Annotated in this window: 12 protein-coding genes and 1 pseudogene; 5 read left to right on the plus strand and 8 right to left on the minus strand. The window is 65.4% G+C overall.

The window, feature by feature from the left end:
- Window positions 1–29 precede the first annotated feature (29 nt).
- The 4 genes and pseudogenes from ACVIGB_RS16840 to ACVIGB_RS16855 all read right to left on the minus strand — a co-directional run bounded on the left by ACVIGB_RS16840 (window position 30) and on the right by ACVIGB_RS16855 (window position 6,876).
- Entirely contained in the window at window positions 30–824 is a 795-nt protein-coding gene (locus tag ACVIGB_RS16840) for a dienelactone hydrolase family protein (protein WP_456721772.1), read from the minus strand.
- Between the two features lie 56 nt (window positions 825–880).
- Window positions 881–3,668 (minus strand): annotated as a pseudogene (fdhF, locus tag ACVIGB_RS16845) (formate dehydrogenase subunit alpha).
- Between the two features lie 34 nt (window positions 3,669–3,702).
- Window positions 3,703–5,415 carry an NADH-ubiquinone oxidoreductase-F iron-sulfur binding region domain-containing protein gene (locus ACVIGB_RS16850; RefSeq protein ID WP_456721770.1) on the minus strand — a complete coding sequence of 571 codons (1,713 nt, stop codon included), beginning with the start codon at window positions 5,413–5,415 and terminating at the stop codon, window positions 3,703–3,705.
- A gap of 207 nt (window positions 5,416–5,622) precedes the next feature.
- Window positions 5,623–6,876 carry a molybdopterin molybdotransferase MoeA gene (locus ACVIGB_RS16855; protein ID WP_456721769.1) on the minus strand — a complete coding sequence of 418 codons (1,254 nt, stop codon included), beginning with the start codon at window positions 6,874–6,876 and terminating at the stop codon, window positions 5,623–5,625.
- Between the two features lie 195 nt (window positions 6,877–7,071).
- Between ACVIGB_RS16855 and ACVIGB_RS16860 the strand changes: the two genes are divergently transcribed.
- Window positions 7,072–7,956: a formate dehydrogenase accessory sulfurtransferase FdhD gene (locus ACVIGB_RS16860; protein WP_456749172.1), complete on the plus strand. Its 885-nt coding sequence runs from the start codon at window positions 7,072–7,074 to the stop codon at window positions 7,954–7,956.
- The gene (mobA, locus tag ACVIGB_RS16865) at window positions 7,949–8,566 is read left to right on the plus strand and encodes a molybdenum cofactor guanylyltransferase MobA (protein WP_456721768.1); all 618 of its coding nucleotides are present in this window, start codon (window positions 7,949–7,951) and stop codon (window positions 8,564–8,566) included. Before ACVIGB_RS16860 ends, mobA begins: the two co-directional genes overlap by 8 nt.
- A gap of 58 nt (window positions 8,567–8,624) precedes the next feature.
- Here mobA and ACVIGB_RS16870 read toward each other — a convergent pair whose 3' ends face one another.
- Both ACVIGB_RS16870 and ACVIGB_RS16875 read right to left on the minus strand, forming a co-directional pair.
- A complete protein-coding gene (locus ACVIGB_RS16870; protein WP_456721767.1) occupies window positions 8,625–9,617 on the minus strand; it encodes a LysR substrate-binding domain-containing protein in 993 nt (330 codons plus the stop codon).
- A 293-nt stretch (window positions 9,618–9,910) separates the two neighbouring features.
- The gene (locus ACVIGB_RS16875) at window positions 9,911–11,047 is read right to left on the minus strand and encodes a helix-turn-helix transcriptional regulator (protein ID WP_456721766.1); all 1,137 of its coding nucleotides are present in this window, start codon (window positions 11,045–11,047) and stop codon (window positions 9,911–9,913) included.
- A gap of 228 nt (window positions 11,048–11,275) precedes the next feature.
- On the opposite strand from ACVIGB_RS16875, the gene ACVIGB_RS16880 reads away from it, so the two are divergent.
- Window positions 11,276–12,658 (plus strand): FAD-binding oxidoreductase, encoded by a 1,383-nt coding sequence (locus ACVIGB_RS16880; RefSeq protein WP_456721765.1) that lies wholly within the window; start codon window positions 11,276–11,278, stop codon window positions 12,656–12,658.
- A gap of 106 nt (window positions 12,659–12,764) precedes the next feature.
- Here ACVIGB_RS16880 and ACVIGB_RS16885 read toward each other — a convergent pair whose 3' ends face one another.
- A complete protein-coding gene (locus tag ACVIGB_RS16885; RefSeq protein WP_456721764.1) occupies window positions 12,765–14,327 on the minus strand; it encodes a 2-isopropylmalate synthase in 1,563 nt (520 codons plus the stop codon).
- Between the two features lie 402 nt (window positions 14,328–14,729).
- Complete coding sequence (locus ACVIGB_RS16890) at window positions 14,730–15,299, minus strand: bifunctional transcriptional activator/DNA repair enzyme AdaA (protein ID WP_456721763.1); 570 nt, start codon at window positions 15,297–15,299, stop codon at window positions 14,730–14,732.
- A 124-nt stretch (window positions 15,300–15,423) separates the two neighbouring features.
- Between ACVIGB_RS16890 and ACVIGB_RS16895 the strand changes: the two genes are divergently transcribed.
- Together ACVIGB_RS16895 and ACVIGB_RS16900 are read left to right on the plus strand one after the other, a co-directional pair.
- Window positions 15,424–15,849, plus strand: coding sequence for a nuclear transport factor 2 family protein (locus ACVIGB_RS16895; protein ID WP_456721762.1), 426 nt, complete (start codon window positions 15,424–15,426; stop codon window positions 15,847–15,849).
- A 359-nt stretch (window positions 15,850–16,208) separates the two neighbouring features.
- Complete coding sequence (locus ACVIGB_RS16900; protein WP_456721761.1) at window positions 16,209–18,416, plus strand: spermidine synthase; 2,208 nt, start codon at window positions 16,209–16,211, stop codon at window positions 18,414–18,416.
- Window positions 18,417–18,518: the final 102 nt, after the last annotated feature.

Here is an 18,518-nt window from a genome sequence, read left to right on the forward strand (position 1 = left end):
CTGCGGCACCATGTCGGCGGCAAGTTGGCTCATTTCTGAAGGTTTGCGGCAAACAGCTTGGCCGCCTCGGCCTTCGATTCCTGATCGGCCTTGGCGTCGTATCGGAGCGGCAGGTTGAACTTCTTGCCGAGCTCGGTGGCTTCGGGGTTCGTGAACGCGTGCACGGCGCCGGGATACTCGATGATCCGGTAATCGGCCTTCGCTGCGTCAAAATCCTTCTTCAGCGCATCGTACTGCTCGCGTTTCACGAACGGGTCGTCGGCGCCGTTCAGAATCAGGATTTGCGCCTTGACGGTGCCCTGCGCGGGTGCCGGCGTGTTGAGCCCGAGCGTCGCGTGAAAGCCCGCAACGGCGGCGAGATCGGCGCCGGTGCGCGCCATGTTCAGCACCACCGCGCCGCCGAAGCAGTAACCGACAGCGCCGATCCGCTGGGGATTGACCGAAGCCTGCTTGGCAAGTTGCTCGCGTGCGGCGTTGAAGCGCTGCTCCATCACCTTCGCATCCTTCATCACCGACCCCGCGAGTGCGCCGGCGTCCTTCGGGTTGTCGGCGGTCTTGGCGTCGCCGTACATGTCCGCAATGAAGGCCACGTACCCCTGCTCCGCGAACTTCCGCGCCTCGTTATGGATATGCGGGGTGATGCCCCACCATTCGTGCACCATGACGATGCCGGGCCGCTTGGCCTTCGTCGCGTCGTCATAGACCACGAAGCCCTTCATCGTGGTCTCGCCGTCCGAGTAGGTGACCGGCTCTTCCTTGACCGCGGCGTGTGCGCTCGCGAGCGTTGCGATGGCGCAAAGTGCTCCGACGATGATCGTTCGCATGCTGATCTCCCTGCGGGTTGGCGTCGCCGCGTTGCGTTTTGTTTTGGCCCGGACTGCTATTCCGCCGCCGTCCGGATATCGATCTTCTCGGCGCGGACCGCGCAGAACTTGAACTCCGGAATCTTGCCGAACGGATCGAGCGCCGGGTTGGTCAGCAAATTCGCCGCCGCTTCCGCGTAGCAGAACGGCATGAAGACCATGTTCTCGGGCACGTCGCGGTCCGCGCGCACCTTGACCTCGACCGCGCCGCGGCGCGTCTCGAGGCGGATGAAATCACCCGCCGCGAGCCCCTTCTTGCGCATGTCCTTCGGCGTCATGAACGCGACCGCTTCGGGCTCGATCTGGTCGAGCACCTGCGCGCGGCGCGTCATCGAGCCGGTGTGCCAATGTTCGAGCACGCGCCCGGTCGACAGCACCATCGGGTACTCGTCGTCGGGCAATTCGTCCGGCGGAATCACCTTGGCCGGCACGATCTTGCCGCGGCCGCTCTCCGTCGGGAAGCCGGTCGTGAAGATGATCTCATTGCCCGGCTGGTCGGGATGGTCGACCGGATAGGTCACCGCGCCCTCGCGAACCAGCCGCTCCCAGGTGATGTTCTTCAGCGACGGCATCAGCTGCGCCATCTCGGTGAAGACCTCGCCCGGCCCCGCATAATTCCAGGGCAGTCCCATCCGCTTGGCGATCTCCTGGATGATCCAGAGATCCTGCCGCGCATCGCCCGGCGGCTTGATCACCTCGCGCGCCAATTGCACACGGCGGTCGGTGTTGGTGAACGAGCCGGACTTTTCGGCGAACGCCGAGGCCGGCAGGATGACGTCGGCATGGAACGCCGTCTCGGTGACGAACAGATCCTGCACGACGAGATGATCGAGCTTGGCCAGCGCCTGGCGCGCGTGCTGCAGGTCGGGATCGGACATCGCGGGATTTTCACCCTCGACATACATGCCGTGGATTTCGCCGGCGTGGATCGCGTTCATGATCTCGACGACGGTCAGCCCGCGCACCGGATCGAGCTCCTGCCCCCACAGTTTCTCGAACGCGCCGCGCATGTCGTCGCGGCCGACCGGCTGATAGTCCGGCAGGAACATCGGGATCAGGCCGGCGTCGGAGGCGCCCTGCACGTTGTTCTGGCCGCGCAGCGGATGCAGCCCGGTGCCGGGCCGGCCGACCTGGCCGGTGATCAGCGCGAGCGCGATCAGGCAGCGCGCGTTGTCGGTGCCGTGGACATGCTGGCTGATGCCCATGCCCCAGAAGATGATCGACGATTTGGCACGGGCATAGGCACGCGCCACCTCGCGCAGCGTCTCGGCGGGAATGCCGCAGATCGGCGACATGCGCTCCGGCGTGAACTCCTGGATCTTCGCCTTCAGCTCGTCATAGCCCTCGGTATAGCCGGCGATGTACTGCTCGTCGGTCAGGCCCTCGGTGATGATCGTATGGATCATCGCGTTCAGCATCGCGACGTCGCTGCCCGGCTTGAAGGCGAGATGCTGCGTGGCGTGGCGCGACAGCGCCTGCCGGCGCGGATCCATCACGTAGAGCTTGGCGCCGCGCTTGGCCGCATTCTTGATGAAGGTCGCGGCGACCGGATGGTTCACGGTCGGATTGGCGCCGATCACCCAGATCACCTCGGCGTCGGCCGCGGCCGAGAACGGCGCCGACACCGCGCCGGAACTCAGTCCCTCGAACAAAGCCGCCACCGACGAGGCGTGACACAGCCGCGTGCAGTGGTCGACATTGTTGGAGCCGAAGCCGGTACGGACCAGCTTCTGGAACAGATAGGCCTCCTCGTTCGAGCCCTTGGCCGAGCCGAACCCGGCGAGCGCCTTGGCGCCCTTCTCGTCGCGGATCTTCTTCAAGCCCGCGGCGGCAAGATCGAGCGCCTCTTCCCAGGATGCTTCGCGGAAATGGGTGTAGGGATTGGCCGGATCGACCTGGTCGTTGGCATCCTTCTTCACGCCCGGCAGCCGCACCAGCGGCTTGGTCAGCCGGTTCGGATGATGGATGTAGTCGAAGCCGAAGCGGCCCTTGACGCAGAGCCGGTTGTGATTGGCGGGACCGTCACGGCCTTCCGCGTAGATCACCTTCTCGTCCTTGACCTCGTAGGTGACCTGACAGCCGACGCCGCAATACGGGCACAGCGAGTCCACCTTGCGGTCGGGATAGACGACGCGCGTCTGCTTGTCGTCGAGCATGACGGCCGGCATCAGCGCCCCGGTGGGACACGCCTGGACGCACTCGCCGCAGGCGACGCAGGTCGATTCGCCCATCGGATCGTCGAAGTCGAACACGATTTTCGAGCCGTGACTACGATAAGCCATGCCGATCACGTCGTTGACCTGCACCTCGCGGCACGCCCGCACGCAGAGGCCGCACTGGATGCAGGCGTCGAGATTGACGCGCATCGCCGGGTGGCTGGTGTCGGCGTGCCAGCGTTCGGTGGCAGGGAAGCGGCTTTCGGTCACGCCGGTCTTCTCGGCCCAGTGCCAGAATTTCGAGTCCGGATCGTGCGAGGTCTCGCGCGCCGGCTGATCGGCGACGAGCAGCTCCATCACCATCTTCTGCGCCGCGACGGGCGCGCTGGCTGGCCGACTTCACCTTCATGCCGACCGAAGGCGTCCGCTTGCAGGACGCCGCCAGCACGCGCTCGCCTTCGATCTCGACCATGCAGGCGCGGCAATTGCCGTCCGGCCGATAGTCCGGCGCGGGCGAATAGCAGAGATGCGGGATCTCGGTGCCCTGGCGCTTGGCGACCTGCCAGATCGTTTCGCCGGCCCGCGCTTCGACCTGGTGGCCGTCGAGCTCGAACTGGATCGTCTGGCCGGAGTTGTGATTGTTGCTCATTCAAATCCTCGTCGAAAGTCGCCTGCTGGTCCGCCTACTCGGCGGCTTGCTGCGGACGAAACCCATCCGGAAAATATTTGATGACGGAGGTCAGCGGATTGGAGGCCGCCTGACCGAGCCCGCAGATCGACGCATCGCGCATCGCTTGGCTCAATTGGTCGAGCAGCTCCTTGTTCCAGACCGGTTGCTGCATCAAGAGCGCCGCCTTCTCGGTTCCTGCGCGGCAGGGCGTGCATTGCCCGCAGCTCTCGTCCTCGAAGAACTTCATCAGGTTCAGCGCGGCCTCCCTGACGTCATCGGCCTGCGAGAGCACGATGACAGCGGCGGAGCCGATGAAGCAGCCGTATTTCTCCAGCGTGCCGAAATCGAGCGGGATATCGTCCATCGAGGCCGGCAGGATGCCGCCGGACGCGCCGCCCGGCAGATAGGCCTGCAAGGTGTGGCCATCGACCATGCCGCCGCAGAACTCGTCGATCAGCTGGCGCAGGGTGATGCCGGCCGGCGCGAGCTTGACGCCGGGATCCTTGACGCGTCCCGACACCGAGAAGCTGCGCAGGCCGTGGCGCTCGTTGCGGCCGTGGCTCTTCCACCAGTCGGCGCCCTTCTCGACGATATCGCGCACCCACCACAACGTCTCGATGTTGTTGATCAGCGTCGGCAGGTCGAACAGCCCGACCTGGAACGGATATGGCGGCTTGTGCCGCGGCAGGCCGCGCTTGCCCTCGATCGATTCCAGCAGCGAGGATTCCTCGCCGCAGATATAGGCGCCGGCACCACGCCGCAGATGCAGCACTGGGCCACCAGGCGGAAGCTTTGCGATCTCGCGCGCAAGGATCTCGCGGCACGCCGGGTACTCGTCGCGGATGTAGATGTAGACTTCGGGCGCCTCGACCACGTGGGCCCCGATCAGCATCCCCTCGAGGAAACGATGGGGATCGGTCTCGAGATAGTATCGGTCCTTGAACGTGCCGGGCTCGCCTTCGTCGCCGTTCACCGCCATCAGCCGCGGACCGGGCTCGCCGAGCACGGCGCGCCACTTGCGGCCGGTCGGGAAACCGGCGCCGCCGAGACCGCGCAGCGACGCATCGTCGAGCGCCTTCAACAGGTCTTCCCGCGGCAATTCGCCCGAGCGCAGGCGCGCCAGCAGCTTGTATCCGCCGTCGGCGACATAGGCGTCGTAATTGACGTAAGGGGGAAGATGCACATGCGTGTCGCCGATCTTCGCCGCCGCGAGCACGTTGGTGACGGTCGCATGGTCGACGAAGTTGTGGCCGACCTCCGCGGTGGGTGCGGTGTCGCAGCGGCCGACGCACGGCGCCCGCACGACGCGGATGCCGGGGCCGGCGCGGCTCTGGAGATCCTTCAAGAGCTTCTCGCCGCCGAGCATCGCGCAGGTCAGCGAATCGCAGACGCGCACGGTGAGCGGCGCGATGTCGGGCTCGCCTTCCTTCACGATATCGAAATGCGCATAGAAGGTCGCGGTCTCGAACACTTCGGCGAATGACAGCCTCATCTCGTCGGCGAGCGCCGCAAGATGCGCCGCCGAAATCTGATGGTATTTGTCCTGGATCAGATGGAGGTATTCGATCAGCAGGTCGCGACGCCGCGGCCGGTCCGCGAGCAGCGCCTCGATCTCATGAGCGGCCGCAGGGTCGACCTGGCGTCCCTTGGGCGTGGCTTTCGCCCGCTTCCTGCCTGCTCCGGGATGCTCGAACGCGCGGACCTTGTGAACGTCGTCTCCACTCATGAAACCTCGCCTTGGAACCCGGCTTTGCGCAAGTTGCGCCGGTTCAACCAACTCTATTCCCTGGCATGCCACAGGCAAGCACATTTAGAACGCCTCTAGCAGCGTCGGGTTGCCGCGCAGGCCGTTGTTAATGTTTGCCTATCGGTCGATCTGAATTCCCAATCGCGGGAGCGTCCGGCTCACGCGATCTCGACCTCGTCTGCGGCCTCAGAGCAGGTCGGCGTAGCCGAGAAAGCCGACCACATCGCCCGGCTCGACCCGCACGATGGCCTCGCCGAGCTCGATCAGCCCATCCGTCTCGATCAGCGACGACAACAGGCCGGCCCCTTCGCGGGGAAACTTGGTCGCCTCCAGCGCGCCGTCCGCCGCCCGACGCAGCGAGGCGCGGACATATTCGCGGCGGCCGCTCTTCTTTTTGTAGCTGAAGGCGGCCCGGACCGGCATCGGCAACAACGGAGACAGGGTTGCTCCCGACAGCGCCAGCACGGTCGGCCGCACCACGTGAACGAAGGTGACGAAGCTCGCCACCGGATTGCCGGGCAAGCCGATCAGCGGCGTGCCGTCGATGATTCCCATCGCCACCGGACGGCCCGGCTTGATCGCCATCCGCCACAGCACCAGCGAGCCCGCCTGCTCGATGCCGGCCTTGACGTGGTCCTCTTCGCCGGTCGAGACGCCGCCGGTGGTCAGGATCAGGTCGTAGCGTCGCGCGGCCTGCTTGAGCGCCGCGGCGAGCCCGGCCCGCTCGTCGCGCAGGATGCCGAGATCGCCGACCTCGCAACCGAGCCGCCGCAACATCGCCATCAGCATGAAGCGGTTGGAATCGAACAGCTGCGCTTCGGCGCGCGGGCTCCCCGGCGCAGCCAGTTCGTCGCCGGTCGAGAACACCCCGACACGCAGGCGCCGCACCACGTCCAGCGTGGTCAGCCCGAAGGCCGCGGCAACGGCGATGTCCTGCGGGCGCAAGCGCCGCCCCGCCGCCAGCGCGACATGGCCGCATGGAATATCCTCGCCGGCAGGACGCACATTGGCGCCGGCCTTCAGGCCCGACGGCAGGATGACGTTGCCCGCATCGTCGATCCGCACGTCCTCCTGCATGAACACGGTGTCGGTGCCCTCGGGCATCGGTGCACCGGTGAAGATACGCACCGCCTGGCCGGGCCGCGCGGGCTCGGCCGGCGCTCCCGCCTGCACGCGCCCGGCGACGGGAAACGCGCGCTCGCCGCTCGCCGGCAGGTCCGCGCCGGAGACCGCGTAGCCATCGACGGCGGAATTCATGAAAGGCGGCAGCGGCAGCGGCGCTGCTACGTCGTGGCTGAGGATGCGCCCGTCCGCGTCCACCAGGGCGACGGCTTCCGTCTCGCCGATAGGCTTGACGCGCGAGGCGATGATCACGACGGCCTCGTCGACCGACATCAGCGGTCCGCCGAACGCGAAGCAGTCGTCGGAAAGCTGCGCCATGATGTTCCTCAGTCCTCGGCCATCGACAAGATTTGTTCGACCCACATCGCGAACCGCGGCGTTATCCTCAAAGCCGGACCATCCGTGACGAATCCTTGGCAGTTCCGGCGAGGCGGCGGAGAGTGGCCAGTCCGTCTCTGATCGTGCTTATATCCCCTGCTTCGCTGCCATGTGAACCCATTGGGACGCCGACCTGTGACCAAGAAGACCACCGCTCCCATTATTGTTCCGGACCCGGACGACCCGCGACTGACGGAGCGCGTCATCGGCATCGATCAGACCGGCGCGCGGACCGAGATCAGGGTACCGGTCGAGCGGCCGCTGACGCTGTACCTCAACGCGCAGGAGATCGTCACGATGATGACGATCAACGACTATCCCGAATACCTCGCGCTCGGCTACCTCTTGAACCAGAACATGCTCAAATACGACGACGTCGTCACCGAGGTCGAATATGACGACGACCTCCAGGTGGTGGTGGTCCGCACCGAGCACCACACCAATTTCGAGGCGAAGCTGAAGAAGCGCACCCAGACCTCGGGCTGCGCCCAGGGCACAGCGTTCGGCGACCTGCTCGAAGCCGTCGAGAAGGTCGCGCTGCCGAAGGCCGAGCTGCGGACCTCGTGGCTCTACCAGATGACCCACACCATCAACACGATGCCGTCGCTCTATCTGGAAGCCGGCGCCATTCACGGTTGCGTGCTGTGCAAGGAGAGCACGCCGGTCTGCTACACTGAGGATGTCGGCCGGCACAACGCCGTCGACAAGATCGCGGGCTGGATCTATCGCCACAATGTCGATCCGGCCGACAAGATCCTCTACACCACCGGACGGCTGACTTCCGAGATGGTGATCAAGACGGTGCGGATGGGCATCCCGATCCTGGTCTCCCGCTCCGGATTCACCGCATGGGGCGTCGATCTGGCGCGGCAGGTCGGACTGACCTTGGTCGGCCGCGCCCGCGGCAAGCGCTTCATCGCGCTGTCGGGTGAGGGGCGGATCGTCTACGACCAGAACCTCGACTATGTCGAAGAGGAATCGATGCGTCACAAGCGCAAGGGCGAGGCCGACAATGATTGATATCCCGGGCGTGCTGCTGGCCGGCGGCCTCGCGCGGCGGATGGGCGGCGGCGACAAGCCGATGCGCAAGATCGCCGGCCGGACCATTCTGCAACGGGTGATCGACCGTCTCGCCCCGCAATGCAGCGGGCTGATCATCAACGCCAATGGCGACCCCGCGCGCTTCGCAGCGTTCGGCCTTCCCGTCGTCGCCGACGATGTCGCCGATTATCCGGGCCCCCTCGCCGGCATCCTGGCCGCGCTCGACTGGACCGCCGCCAACCGGCCGGATGCGAAATGGGTGCTGAGCGCGGCGGGCGACTGTCCGTTTCTGCCGCGCGATCTTGTCGCACGCCTGGAGCAGGCGCGCGCGGCGGAGAATGCCGAGCTCGCGGTCGCTTCATCCGGCGGCCAGGTGCATCCGGTCATCGGTCTCTGGAGCGTGCGCTTGCGGAACGAGTTGCGCCATGCGCTGGTCGAGGAGGACGTACGCAAGATCGATCGCTGGACCGCGCGCTATCCGCTGGCAACAGTCGAATGGCCAACCGAGCCGCTGGATCCGTTCTTCAACGCCAACACCGTTGAAGACATCATGGAAGCCGATCGCCTCGCCGCACTCGACGGCGGCTGAGACGCGCGCCTGCGCTTGCGTCCGGAACGGACATGCCCGGCTGCGAGCACGCACGCAGCTAGCCGAGCTGTCCGCCGGCCCGCCCTCTCCGATCCGCTTCGATCGCGCGCAGGTAGTCCAGCATCAGGCGGCCGGTTGCGGACAAATGCGCGGCATCGCGGACCACAATCTTCAGCTCGCGCCGCCCCCAATCGTCACGCAGCGGGATCGCACGAAGACCCATGCCGGCGCCGACGACCGCGAAGGCGCGATCGGGAATCAGGCCGAGCCCCATGTTGGCCTGCACCATGCGGCAGACCGCATCGAAGCCGGGCACGTTGATGCGCAGCCGCATCGTCTTACCGGCTTGCGTCACCGCATATTGCGAGCGCAGATAGATCGAGCTCGCGGTGTGCAGGCCGATGTGGTCGAAATCGAGCGTCTCGGTGAACAGCAATTTTTCGCGGCCGGCCAGCGGATGGTCCGGCCGCATCACGACCACCAGATTGTCGTGGCGATAATGGAAGGCCTCGAGCGCGCGGCTGTCGGCCTCGGCCGAGCAGATGCCGATCTCGGCGGCGCCCTCCTCGATGCCGCGCACCACCTGCCCGCTGGGCCGCTCCTGCAGATCGACGCGAAGCAATTCATGCGCCGCGAAGAAGGCGGAGAGGTCCTCGGGCAAATACTGCACGATCGCCGAGAGGTTGGCGAGCATGCGGACATGGCCGCGCACGCCTTGCGAATATTCCGACAGCTCGACCGCGATCTTCTCGACATTGAGCAGCGTGACCCGGGCGTGATGCAGCAGCGCCTCGCCGGCCGGCGTCAGCGCCATGCCCTTGGCGAGCCGCTTGAACAGCGTGACGCCGAACGCCAGCTCGAAATCATTCATCCGCTTCGACACCGCCGACGCCGCGATCCCCTCGCGCTGCGCGGCGCGGGTGAGGTTCTGCTCGTCGCAGACGGCGACGAACAGGCGAAGCGTGGTGAGGTCCACCCGGCGCGTCAGCGCGGTTTCCGCCGGTGTGGCGGCGCGCGAAATGTTGTCGACGTCGATGGAGGCAAGCGGCATGGGCGGCGTCCCCGGGAAAGACCGCAGGGTAGCGCTGGAGATGGCGCGGAAGATTCCAAAGCAGTGCGAAATGAGACGGATCGTTGGGAAATGGTTCCAACAATAAGCTCAGTGGGCAGATTCTATCCTAAACCGATCGGTCAGGCGACGAATGCGCAATATTAGGTTCATTCTTTTCGCGCGCGGATCAGCGAAGCGGAACCCACCATGATGCTCGCGGGATTAGCGGATCACGCTACGCAAATCTATCCAGCATGCCGACCAGATGGCGCATAATGCCGCGGCGGGTTGACTCAGAGCCGTCCGGAATAGCTCGCGACCAGCTTCACGAGATCGGCCTGTCGCTTCGTGGCGGTCTTTTCATAGATGCGATGCAGATGAGTCTTGACGGTTTGCTCGGAAATGCCGAGCACCGGGGCGACTTCGGGCACGCCGCCGATCTCGACGATCGCAAACATGACCCGAACCTCCGCTGGCGTCAGCCTGAACTCGTCGGCGATAGCCTCGGGCGGTGACAGCAAATCCAGCGCGGCCTTGCGGACGAACACAGCCGCCGCTGCCGAGTAGGAAACTCCGGCCTTGCGGCGCGCGCCCGAGGTCAAGGGCAGCACGTGAGCGACGTAGCGCTCGCCGGTGCGCGCGGTCAGCGGCATCGCGATCCCCTTCTTTCCGACGGCCGCATCGCCCGCCTGGGCCGCCGCGAATATTTCAAGCAGATGCCGGTTGCCCTCGGGATCAAGCGCTGCGATCCGGCCGCGGTTGGAACGCAGCACATTGGCCTCGGCGATCAGGCGATGGGCGCTGGCATTGGCATGGATGATGCGGCCGGTCGAATCGACAATGAACATGCTCGAGACGAGTTCGTCGAGACTGTCCGCCAGCGCCGCTGCCTCGACGCGATGGAGATCGATTACCTTGCCAATCAGCATGGCGCGCCGGACGTGCGGCGTGATCAGTTCGAACCGCTGGCGCATGCGGTCGTCGACCTGGCCCTGCCCGGCGTGACGCATGGCGGTGAACAGCGCGCAGCTCGTCACGCCCTTTTCCAGGTTCGAAAACAGGCCGTCGGTCAGGTTTTGCGGCAACAGCCATTCGCGAAAGAAGCGCGTCCGAACAAACTCCTCGCAGGAAATCACGTCGGGGACGGCGACCGGCTGCTCCACTTCGAAAAAGACGACGCCCGGAAAGATCGGATTGATCTTGCCGTACCCCTCCCGATAGAGCTTGAAATAGTGCGGCGCGTCGGACTCGCGGCCCCACCAGAACAGCGCGTCCGTTGCCCTGCTGACCGAGTCCTGCGAATGCAGGCTGGCGGAGGCCGCGCCGATGTAGCCGCAGATGGTTTCAAACGCGCTCGGCCACAGTGCCGGGTCGAGCGAAGCATCGTAGATGTCGCCGATGACCCGCGACAGTTCGTCAGCTTCACGCATGTCGGTGGCTCCAGCCTGCTGAACCGACCCCAGCATCGTAGCACGTCCGGGGAGCCGGCAGCCAGCACCTCAATCGATCGGGTGACGCGGCGACCGCAGCGATCCGGCAAGCTACGACCGTCGGGTAACCCGCATAACGCCGGCGACTGGCAGGGCCGAGTTCCGACACGGACGGGAGCACAGGCCCTGTCGGGCAACCCAACTGACCCGTGAGATCAGGAGAGGATCATGCGTGACGAAGCCAAGATCAAGTTGCGTGAGAGCCTGCGCGGTACAGTCATCGAGCGTGGCGAGGCCAACTACGACGAAGCCCGTGCGCTCTATAATGGCATGATCGACAAGCGGCCATTGCTGATCGCCCGCTGTGCCGATGTCGCGGACGTGATCGCTGCGGTGACGTTCGGCCGCGACAATGACCTGCCAATCGCGATCCGCGGCGGCGGCCACAATGGACCCGGCTTCGCCAGCGTCGATGACGGGCTGGTCATCGACCTCTCCGCCATGAAGGGCGTTCGCGTCGACCCGGTTACTCGCCAAGCGCGGGTCGGTGCCGGATGCACCCAGGGCGACGTCGACCATGCCACGCACGCGTTCGGCCTTGCGGTGCCGGCCGGCATCATCTCGACGACCGGGATCGCCGGCCTGACCCTGAGCGGTGGCCACGGCTATCTCACCCGCAAATACGGCCTCACCATCGACAATCTGGTCGAGGCCGACGTCGTGCTCGCCGATGGCAGCTTCGTCGTCGCCAGCAAGGACAACAACCCCGATCTGTTCTGGGCGCTGCGCGGCGGCGGCGGCAATTTCGGCGTTGTCACCTCCTTTGTGTTCCAGCTCCACCCCGTCAACACGGTCTTTGCCGGGCCGATCGCCTGGGACCAGAAGCAGGCGCGCACCATCATGCAGCGCTATCGCGACTTCCTGCCGGCAGCACCGGAGGAACTCGGCATTTTCCTCGGGCTCAAGACGGTTCTGTCCAGTCCGCCGTTTCCGGAAGAGCTTTGGGGAAAGCCCATCTGCCTCCTGATGTGCTGCTACGACGGCCCGGAGGATGCGGCCAGGAAGGCTCTGGCGCCGTTGCTCGACGCATTGCCGGCGCCGTGGTTAAACTGGACGGGGACGATGCCGTATCCGGCGGTGCAGAGCATGTTCGACGGGCTCTATCCCAAGGGCATGCAGTGGTATTGGCGTGGCGATTTCGTCAAGACGCTGCCGGACGCCGCGATCGACGTCCATCTTGAGCAGGCCGCGCAAGCGCCAAGCGAATTGTCGCTCATGCATCTCTACCCGATCGACGGCGCGGTGCATCGCGTCGGCAGCGGCGAGACCGCCTGGAATTGCCGCGATGCGACCTGGTCGATGGTCATCGCCGGCATCGATCCGAATCCGCAAAAGGCGGGGCCGCTCACCCGATGGACCAAGGCCTATTGGGAAGCGGTTCACCCGTTCGACCTCGGCGGCGCCTACCCGAATTTCATGATGGATGATGAGGGCGACGCCCGCCTCAAGGCAACCTACGGGTCCAACTATGCGCGACTGGCGGCGGTGAAGCGCAAATATGACTCCGCCAATCTGTTCCGGGTCAACCAGAACATCAGGCCGGCCGCCTGATGTAGCGGCCCGCGATATCGCGAAGGTGATGGCTTCGCGAAGGTGATCCAACAAAAAACGCGGCGCCGAGGCGCCGCGTTTCCGAATGCTTTGATCGAGTGAACCGTCAGCCTGCGACCTTGGTCGCCGGGACGTCGCGCTGGCGCTTCATCACGATCTTGTTCAGCGCGCCGAGATAGGCCTTTGCGGATGCGACCAGCGTGTCCGGATCGGCGGCGCGCGCGGTCATCGAGCGGCCTTCGTGCGCCAGACGCACCGAGACTTCGGCCTGTGCGTCGGTGCCTTCGGTCACGGCGTGGACCTGATAGAGCTCCAGCTTGGCCTCGTGCGGCACCAGACGCTTGATGCAGTTGAAGACGGCATCGACCGGGCCGTTGCCCTCGGCTTCCTCGATCTTGATCTGGCCGTCGACGTCGAGCTTCATGGTCGCGCGCTGCGGGCCATGGGTGCCGGCGATCACGGTCAGCGAGGCCAGCTTGATGCGGTCGTGCGCGGCCGCCATCTCCTGGTCGACCAGCGCCTCGATGTCCTCGTCGTAGATGTCCTTCTTGCGGTCGGCCAGCGCCTTCATCCGCGTAAAGGCATCCTCCAGCTGGTTGGCGCCGAGCTTGTAGCCCATCTCCTCCAGCTTGTGGATGAAGGCGTGGCGGCCGGAATGCTTGCCGAGCACCAGCGAGGACTGCTTCAGGCCGACCATCTCGGGCCGCATGATCTCGTAGGTCGAGGCGTCCTTCAGCACGCCGTCCTGATGGATGCCGCTCTCATGGGCGAACGCGTTACGGCCGACGATCGCCTTGTTGTACTGCACCGGGAACGAGGTGGCGGCCGACACGACTTTCGAGGCGCGGGTCAGCTGCGTGGTGTCGATCTTGTTCCAGTACGGAAACTTGTCGTTCCGTACATTGATCGCCATCACGATCTCTTCCAGCGCGGCATTGCCGGCGCGCTCGCCGATGCCGTTGACCGTGCACTCGACCTGGCGCGCGCCGCCGACGATGCCGGCCAGCGAGTTCGCCACCGCCATGCCGAGGTCGTTGTGGCAGTGCACCGAGAAGATCGCCTTGTCGGAGTTCGGCACCCGCTCGATCAGCGTCCGCATGAAGTGGGTGTATTCCTCCGGCACCGTGTAGCCGACGGTGTCGGGGATGTTCACCGTGGTGGCGCCGGCCTTGATCACGGCCTCGACGATCCGGCACAGATAGTCCATCTCGCTGCGGGTGCCGTCCTCGGCCGACCATTCGACGTCGTCGATCTGGTTGCGGGCGCGAGCGACCATCGCGACCGAGGTCTCGATGACCTCCTCGGGGGTCTTGTTCAGCTTCACGCGCATGTGCAGCGGCGAGGTCGCGATCACGGTATGGACGCGGCCGCGGCGGGCGAACTTGACGGCTTCGGCGCAGCGGTCGATGTCGGCCGGATGGGCGCGGGAGAGGCCCGCGATGACCGCGTTCTTGGAGCGGCGGGCGATCTCGCTGACCGCCTGGAAGTCGCCTTCCGAGGTGATCGGGAAGCCGGCCTCGATGACGTCGACGCCCATATCGTCCAGCAGCTCGGCGACCTCGAGCTTCTCCTCGAAGGTCATGGTGGCGCCGGGGCACTGCTCGCCGTCGCGCAAGGTGGTGTCGAAAATGATGACGCGGTCCTTCTCGGACTTGTTCGTGGTGGCCATGTGAGAAATTCCTTTAAGCTTTGCGCCCGTCATGTTGCTTGGGCGATATCAGGGTCCGGTGATCTCGTACAAACCCCTGAGTGCCCAGGCGCAAACGCCCAGCCGGCCCTCAGGGGCAAGTAAGAAGAAGGCCGCCAATAAGCAGGGTGGGCCGTGCGGCCGGGATCGTGGCGGTAGCTTGGGCCACCTCCCCCGAAATCCCATCGATTTGGCCGCGAATCAGCATTGCCAGACCCTGTTGAGCGCCGAAATCCTCGGGCAAAACCGTTGACGGTTGGTTGCCGGGGCGCGCTATGCGCCGTCGTTCTAGACGATTATGGCAAGCCGCCGCAATGGGTAAAGATGGTCAGCGGGGTTGACCTATCGTGCCGCATGGCTCGACGCGCGCCCGTCCCTGTCGCCTCACCTCCGCCCGCGCGAAGACGCGCGCAGGCTCGACGGCGAGCGGCCGTAGAGACCGGCGAAGGCGGCGTTGAAACGGCGGACGCTGCCGAAGCCGGCGCGGAAGGCGATCTCGGTCATCGCATCATCGGTGGTGTCGATCAGCCGCTTGGCGCGCTGCACGCGGCGGGTGGTCGCGACCTGCTGCGGGCTGGCGCCGACGTGGCGCTCGAACAGCCGCCCGAGGTGGCGCGAGGTGATACCGAGCCGGTCGGCCAGGGCAGCAACCGAGCCGCGCTCGAGCGCGCCGCCGTCGATCAGCTTCAACGCGCGCGCAACCGTGGAGCGCGTGCCGTTCCACGCCGGACAGAACGGCGCGGTTTCGGGACGGCAGCGCAGGCATGGCCGATAGCCCGCCGCCTCCGCCGCGGCGGCGGTCGGGTAATAGATGACGTTGCGCGGCAGCGGGTGCTTCACCGGACAGACCGGGCGGCAATAGATCCGCGTGGTCTTCACCGCGGTGAAGAAACGGCCGTCATAGCGCGCGTCGCGCCGCAGCCGCGCAGCGTTGCAGACCTCGAAGCTGAGCATGGCCGCACACTAGCGCATCGCGCGATCGGGGAAAGTGGCCGCCGGTGATGAGGTCCGATTCCGGCCAGCAGGCCTCGCCATGCTGACCTAGATCGAGCCGATCGATCACCCTGGAGACATCGCAATGACGAGCTCGACCAACAAGCAAATCGTCCTCAACGCCTGGCAGACCTTCAGGACCCGCGACGCCGACCTGATTGCTGTACTGTTCGCACCGGATGCCGAATGGATCGCGCCAGCCCGCAACGCCACCGCGGTCGCGCTCGATCACACCGATCACATGATCGGCGCGGATGCGATCGCCCGCTTCATCGCAACCGAGATGCACCGCCTGTTCTCCGAGGTCGACATCGCGTTCCGCGCCGTTCATGCCGACGGCGACAGCGTGATCGTCGAGGAGCGCATGCGCGCGACGCTGCCGGACGGCCGGCGCTATGACAACGACTACTGCTTCGTGTTCGTGGTCGAGGCAGGCCGCATCAAGCAGGTTCGGGAATACATGGATACGCGCAAGGGGTGGCAGATGGTGTTCGGAGAGGCTGCGGCGTGACGACGGCTGCGCGCGGCGCGATTCGAGCGTGACTTCGCCCGCTTCTCGCGAGGGGAAGGCTTCCTTCCCCTCGCGGGTCGCGCAGCCTGATTGGCATCGACTAACCTATCCGCACCGTCATGGCCGGGCTCAGCCGTCCGAAGCACGGCGTCGCTTCCGCTCGCCTATGTCCCGGCCAAAACACGAGCGCAGCGAAACCTTTCCTACACCATGACAGCATGCGCGGCACCGGCCGGCGACAGCCGTGGCGCGTATGCGGCCGGGTAAATCAATCTTTGCTCAACTGGTTGCATCTAGTGTGCCGGCGGCGACCGGGTGTTAGGGCGCGTCCTTTGGTTGGTTAAGGAGATATCAGGATCATGCCCACGACGAACCTGGCCGATGGGCCCAATCAGCGCCAAGCCGGCTTCAATCTCTTCCTGGTCGGATTCCTGATCCTGTTTCTCGAACTGGCCTGCATCCGCTGGTTCTCGGCCAAGGTCGTGTTCCTGCAATTCTTCACCAATATCGTGCTGCTCGCGGCCTTCCTCGGCATGTCCTGCGGCTGCCTTGCCGCACGGCGGACCACCAACTGGCTTGCGCTGTTTCCGGGGCTCGCCCTCGTGACCTTCGCTGCCGTGGCCACGATCATGGCGCTGTATTCCAACTGGGGCCAGTTCGCGGTCGACGTCGGCCATCAGGCCTCGCCCCAGGAAGTGTTTTTCGGCACCGAGTATCGCAACCCGGATCTCGCCAAATTCGTCGTGCCGATCGAGGCGATCGCCGGGCTGTTCTTCGTGCTGATCGCGCTGATGTTCGTCGGCCTCGGCCAGACGCTCGGCCGCGCCTTCGACGCCTACCCCAACCGCGTCGCCGGCTATTCGCTGAATATCGGCGGCAGCCTCGCGGGCATCGTCGGGTTCTCGCTGCTGTCGTTCGCGCAGGCGCCGCCGGTGGTCTGGTTCGGCATCAGCTGCGCCGGCATCGTCTACCTGCTCTACCAGGACAAGGCGCTGTCGATCCTGCGCCTTGCGACGATCATCATCGTGGTGGGATTTACCGCCTACTACACCGATCGTTCCGACAGCCACGACATCCGCTGGTCGCCCTATTACGCCGTCGACCTCAACAAATCGAACGGCGTGATCACCGTCAACAGCATCGGCCATCAGGAAATGATGCCGTTCAGCGAACGCGGCTCGTCCTATTCGCTGATCCACCTGCTGCAGAAGCACAGCGGCGGCGCGCCGTTCAAGGACGTCATGATCATCGGCGCCGGTTCCGGCAACGACCTCTCGCACGCCTTGCGCTTCGGCGTGGAGCGCATCGATGCGGTCGAGATCGATCCCGTGATCCAGAACATCGGAATCCACAACCATCCCGACAAGCCCTATCAGGATCCGAGGGTGGTGCCGCATCTCGACGACGGCCGGCATTTCCTTCGCACCACCGAACGCAAATACGATCTGGTGGTGTATGCCCTCGTCGACTCGCTGATCCTGCACAGCGGCTACGCCAACATCCGCCTCGAAAGCTATCTGTTCACCGAACAGGCGTTCCAGGACGTCCGCCGCGTGCTGAAGCAGGACGGCGTCTTCGTGATGTACAACTACTATCGCCAGGGCTGGATCGTGCAACGCGTCGCCGAAATGGCCAAGCAGGTGTTCGGCTGCGATCCGCTGGTGCTGCCGCTGCCCTACAAGGAAACGCTGACCTCGTCCGAAGCGGTCGGCTTCACCACCATCATCGCGGGCTGCAATCCGCGCATCTCGACCGCGTTCCGTGACCGCGGCCAGTTCTGGCTGAACAGCATTCCGCCGGAGAACCTGGCGGTCAACGGCTTCGACAAGCCGCAAGAAAAGGGACAGGACAAGGCTGCCGCGCGGCACGGCGACTGGGTGCCGCTCGCGCCGGCGAAACTGGTGGTCGACAATGAAGGCGCCAAGCAATCGACCAGCGACGACTGGCCGTTCCTCTATGTCAGCGGCAGGCTGATCCCCGATCTGACCGTTCGCTCGATGATCCTGCTCGGCGTGCTCGGGCTTGGCCTCGTCTATCTGTTCAAGCCGAAGGGCGTCTGGCGGCCCAACAACCGGATGTTCTTCCTCGGCGCAGCCTTCATGCTGCTCGAGACCAAGGCGGTGGTGCAGATGGCGCTGCTGTTCGGCAGCACCTGGCTGGTCAACTCGGCGGTGTTCTTCACCGCGCTGCTGCTGATCCTCGCCGCCAATTTGTACGTGATCAAGGTGCCGTCGACCCGGCTGGCGCGGCACTATGCCGGGCTGCTGGCGCTGCTGGCGGTCTCGGTGCTGGTGCCGCTCGACACGTTCCTGAGCGGCGGCATCGTCTGGCGCTACGTGATCCCGTGCGCGCTGGCGCTCGGCCCGATGTTCTTCGCCGGCGTGATCTTCGCCCGCTCGTTCCGCGACGAAGCCAATCCCGATCAGGCGTTCGGATCCAACATCGCGGGATCTGTCATCGGCGGCCTCGCCGAGTCGTGCTCGACCCTGCTCGGCTTCCGCTACCTCCTGATCGTGGCGATCGGCTTCTATCTACTGTCCGCCTGGATGCCCTCGCGCAAGGGATAGAAGCGGGATGATTTTCGGTTGAAGCAGTCGGACCGCAGACTCGTTTCGCCTCTCCCGCTTGCGGGGGAGGCCGACGCGCGTAGCGCGGCGGGTGGGGGCTTT

This window comes from Bradyrhizobium sp. USDA 4341 (genome assembly GCF_054063755.1).

Coding starts and splice junctions, on each gene's coding strand:
- ACVIGB_RS16855 (WP_456721769.1), bottom strand. CDS start 6,876: ATGGCGCAGCTTTCCGACGACTGCTTCGCGTTCGGCGGACCGCTGATG.
- ACVIGB_RS16900 (WP_456721761.1), top strand. CDS start 16,209: ATGCCCACGACGAACCTGGCCGATGGGCCCAATCAGCGCCAAGCCGGC.
- ACVIGB_RS16890 (WP_456721763.1), bottom strand. CDS start 15,299: ATGCTCAGCTTCGAGGTCTGCAACGCTGCGCGGCTGCGGCGCGACGCG.
- ACVIGB_RS16870 (WP_456721767.1), bottom strand. CDS start 9,617: ATGCCGCTTGCCTCCATCGACGTCGACAACATTTCGCGCGCCGCCACA.
- ACVIGB_RS16850 (WP_456721770.1), bottom strand. CDS start 5,415: ATGAGTGGAGACGACGTTCACAAGGTCCGCGCGTTCGAGCATCCCGGA.
- ACVIGB_RS16880 (WP_456721765.1), top strand. CDS start 11,276: ATGCGTGACGAAGCCAAGATCAAGTTGCGTGAGAGCCTGCGCGGTACA.
- ACVIGB_RS16875 (WP_456721766.1), bottom strand. CDS start 11,047: ATGCGTGAAGCTGACGAACTGTCGCGGGTCATCGGCGACATCTACGAT.
- mobA (WP_456721768.1), top strand. CDS start 7,949: ATGATTGATATCCCGGGCGTGCTGCTGGCCGGCGGCCTCGCGCGGCGG.
- ACVIGB_RS16895 (WP_456721762.1), top strand. CDS start 15,424: ATGACGAGCTCGACCAACAAGCAAATCGTCCTCAACGCCTGGCAGACC.
- ACVIGB_RS16840 (WP_456721772.1), bottom strand. CDS start 824: ATGCGAACGATCATCGTCGGAGCACTTTGCGCCATCGCAACGCTCGCG.
- ACVIGB_RS16885 (WP_456721764.1), bottom strand. CDS start 14,327: ATGGCCACCACGAACAAGTCCGAGAAGGACCGCGTCATCATTTTCGAC.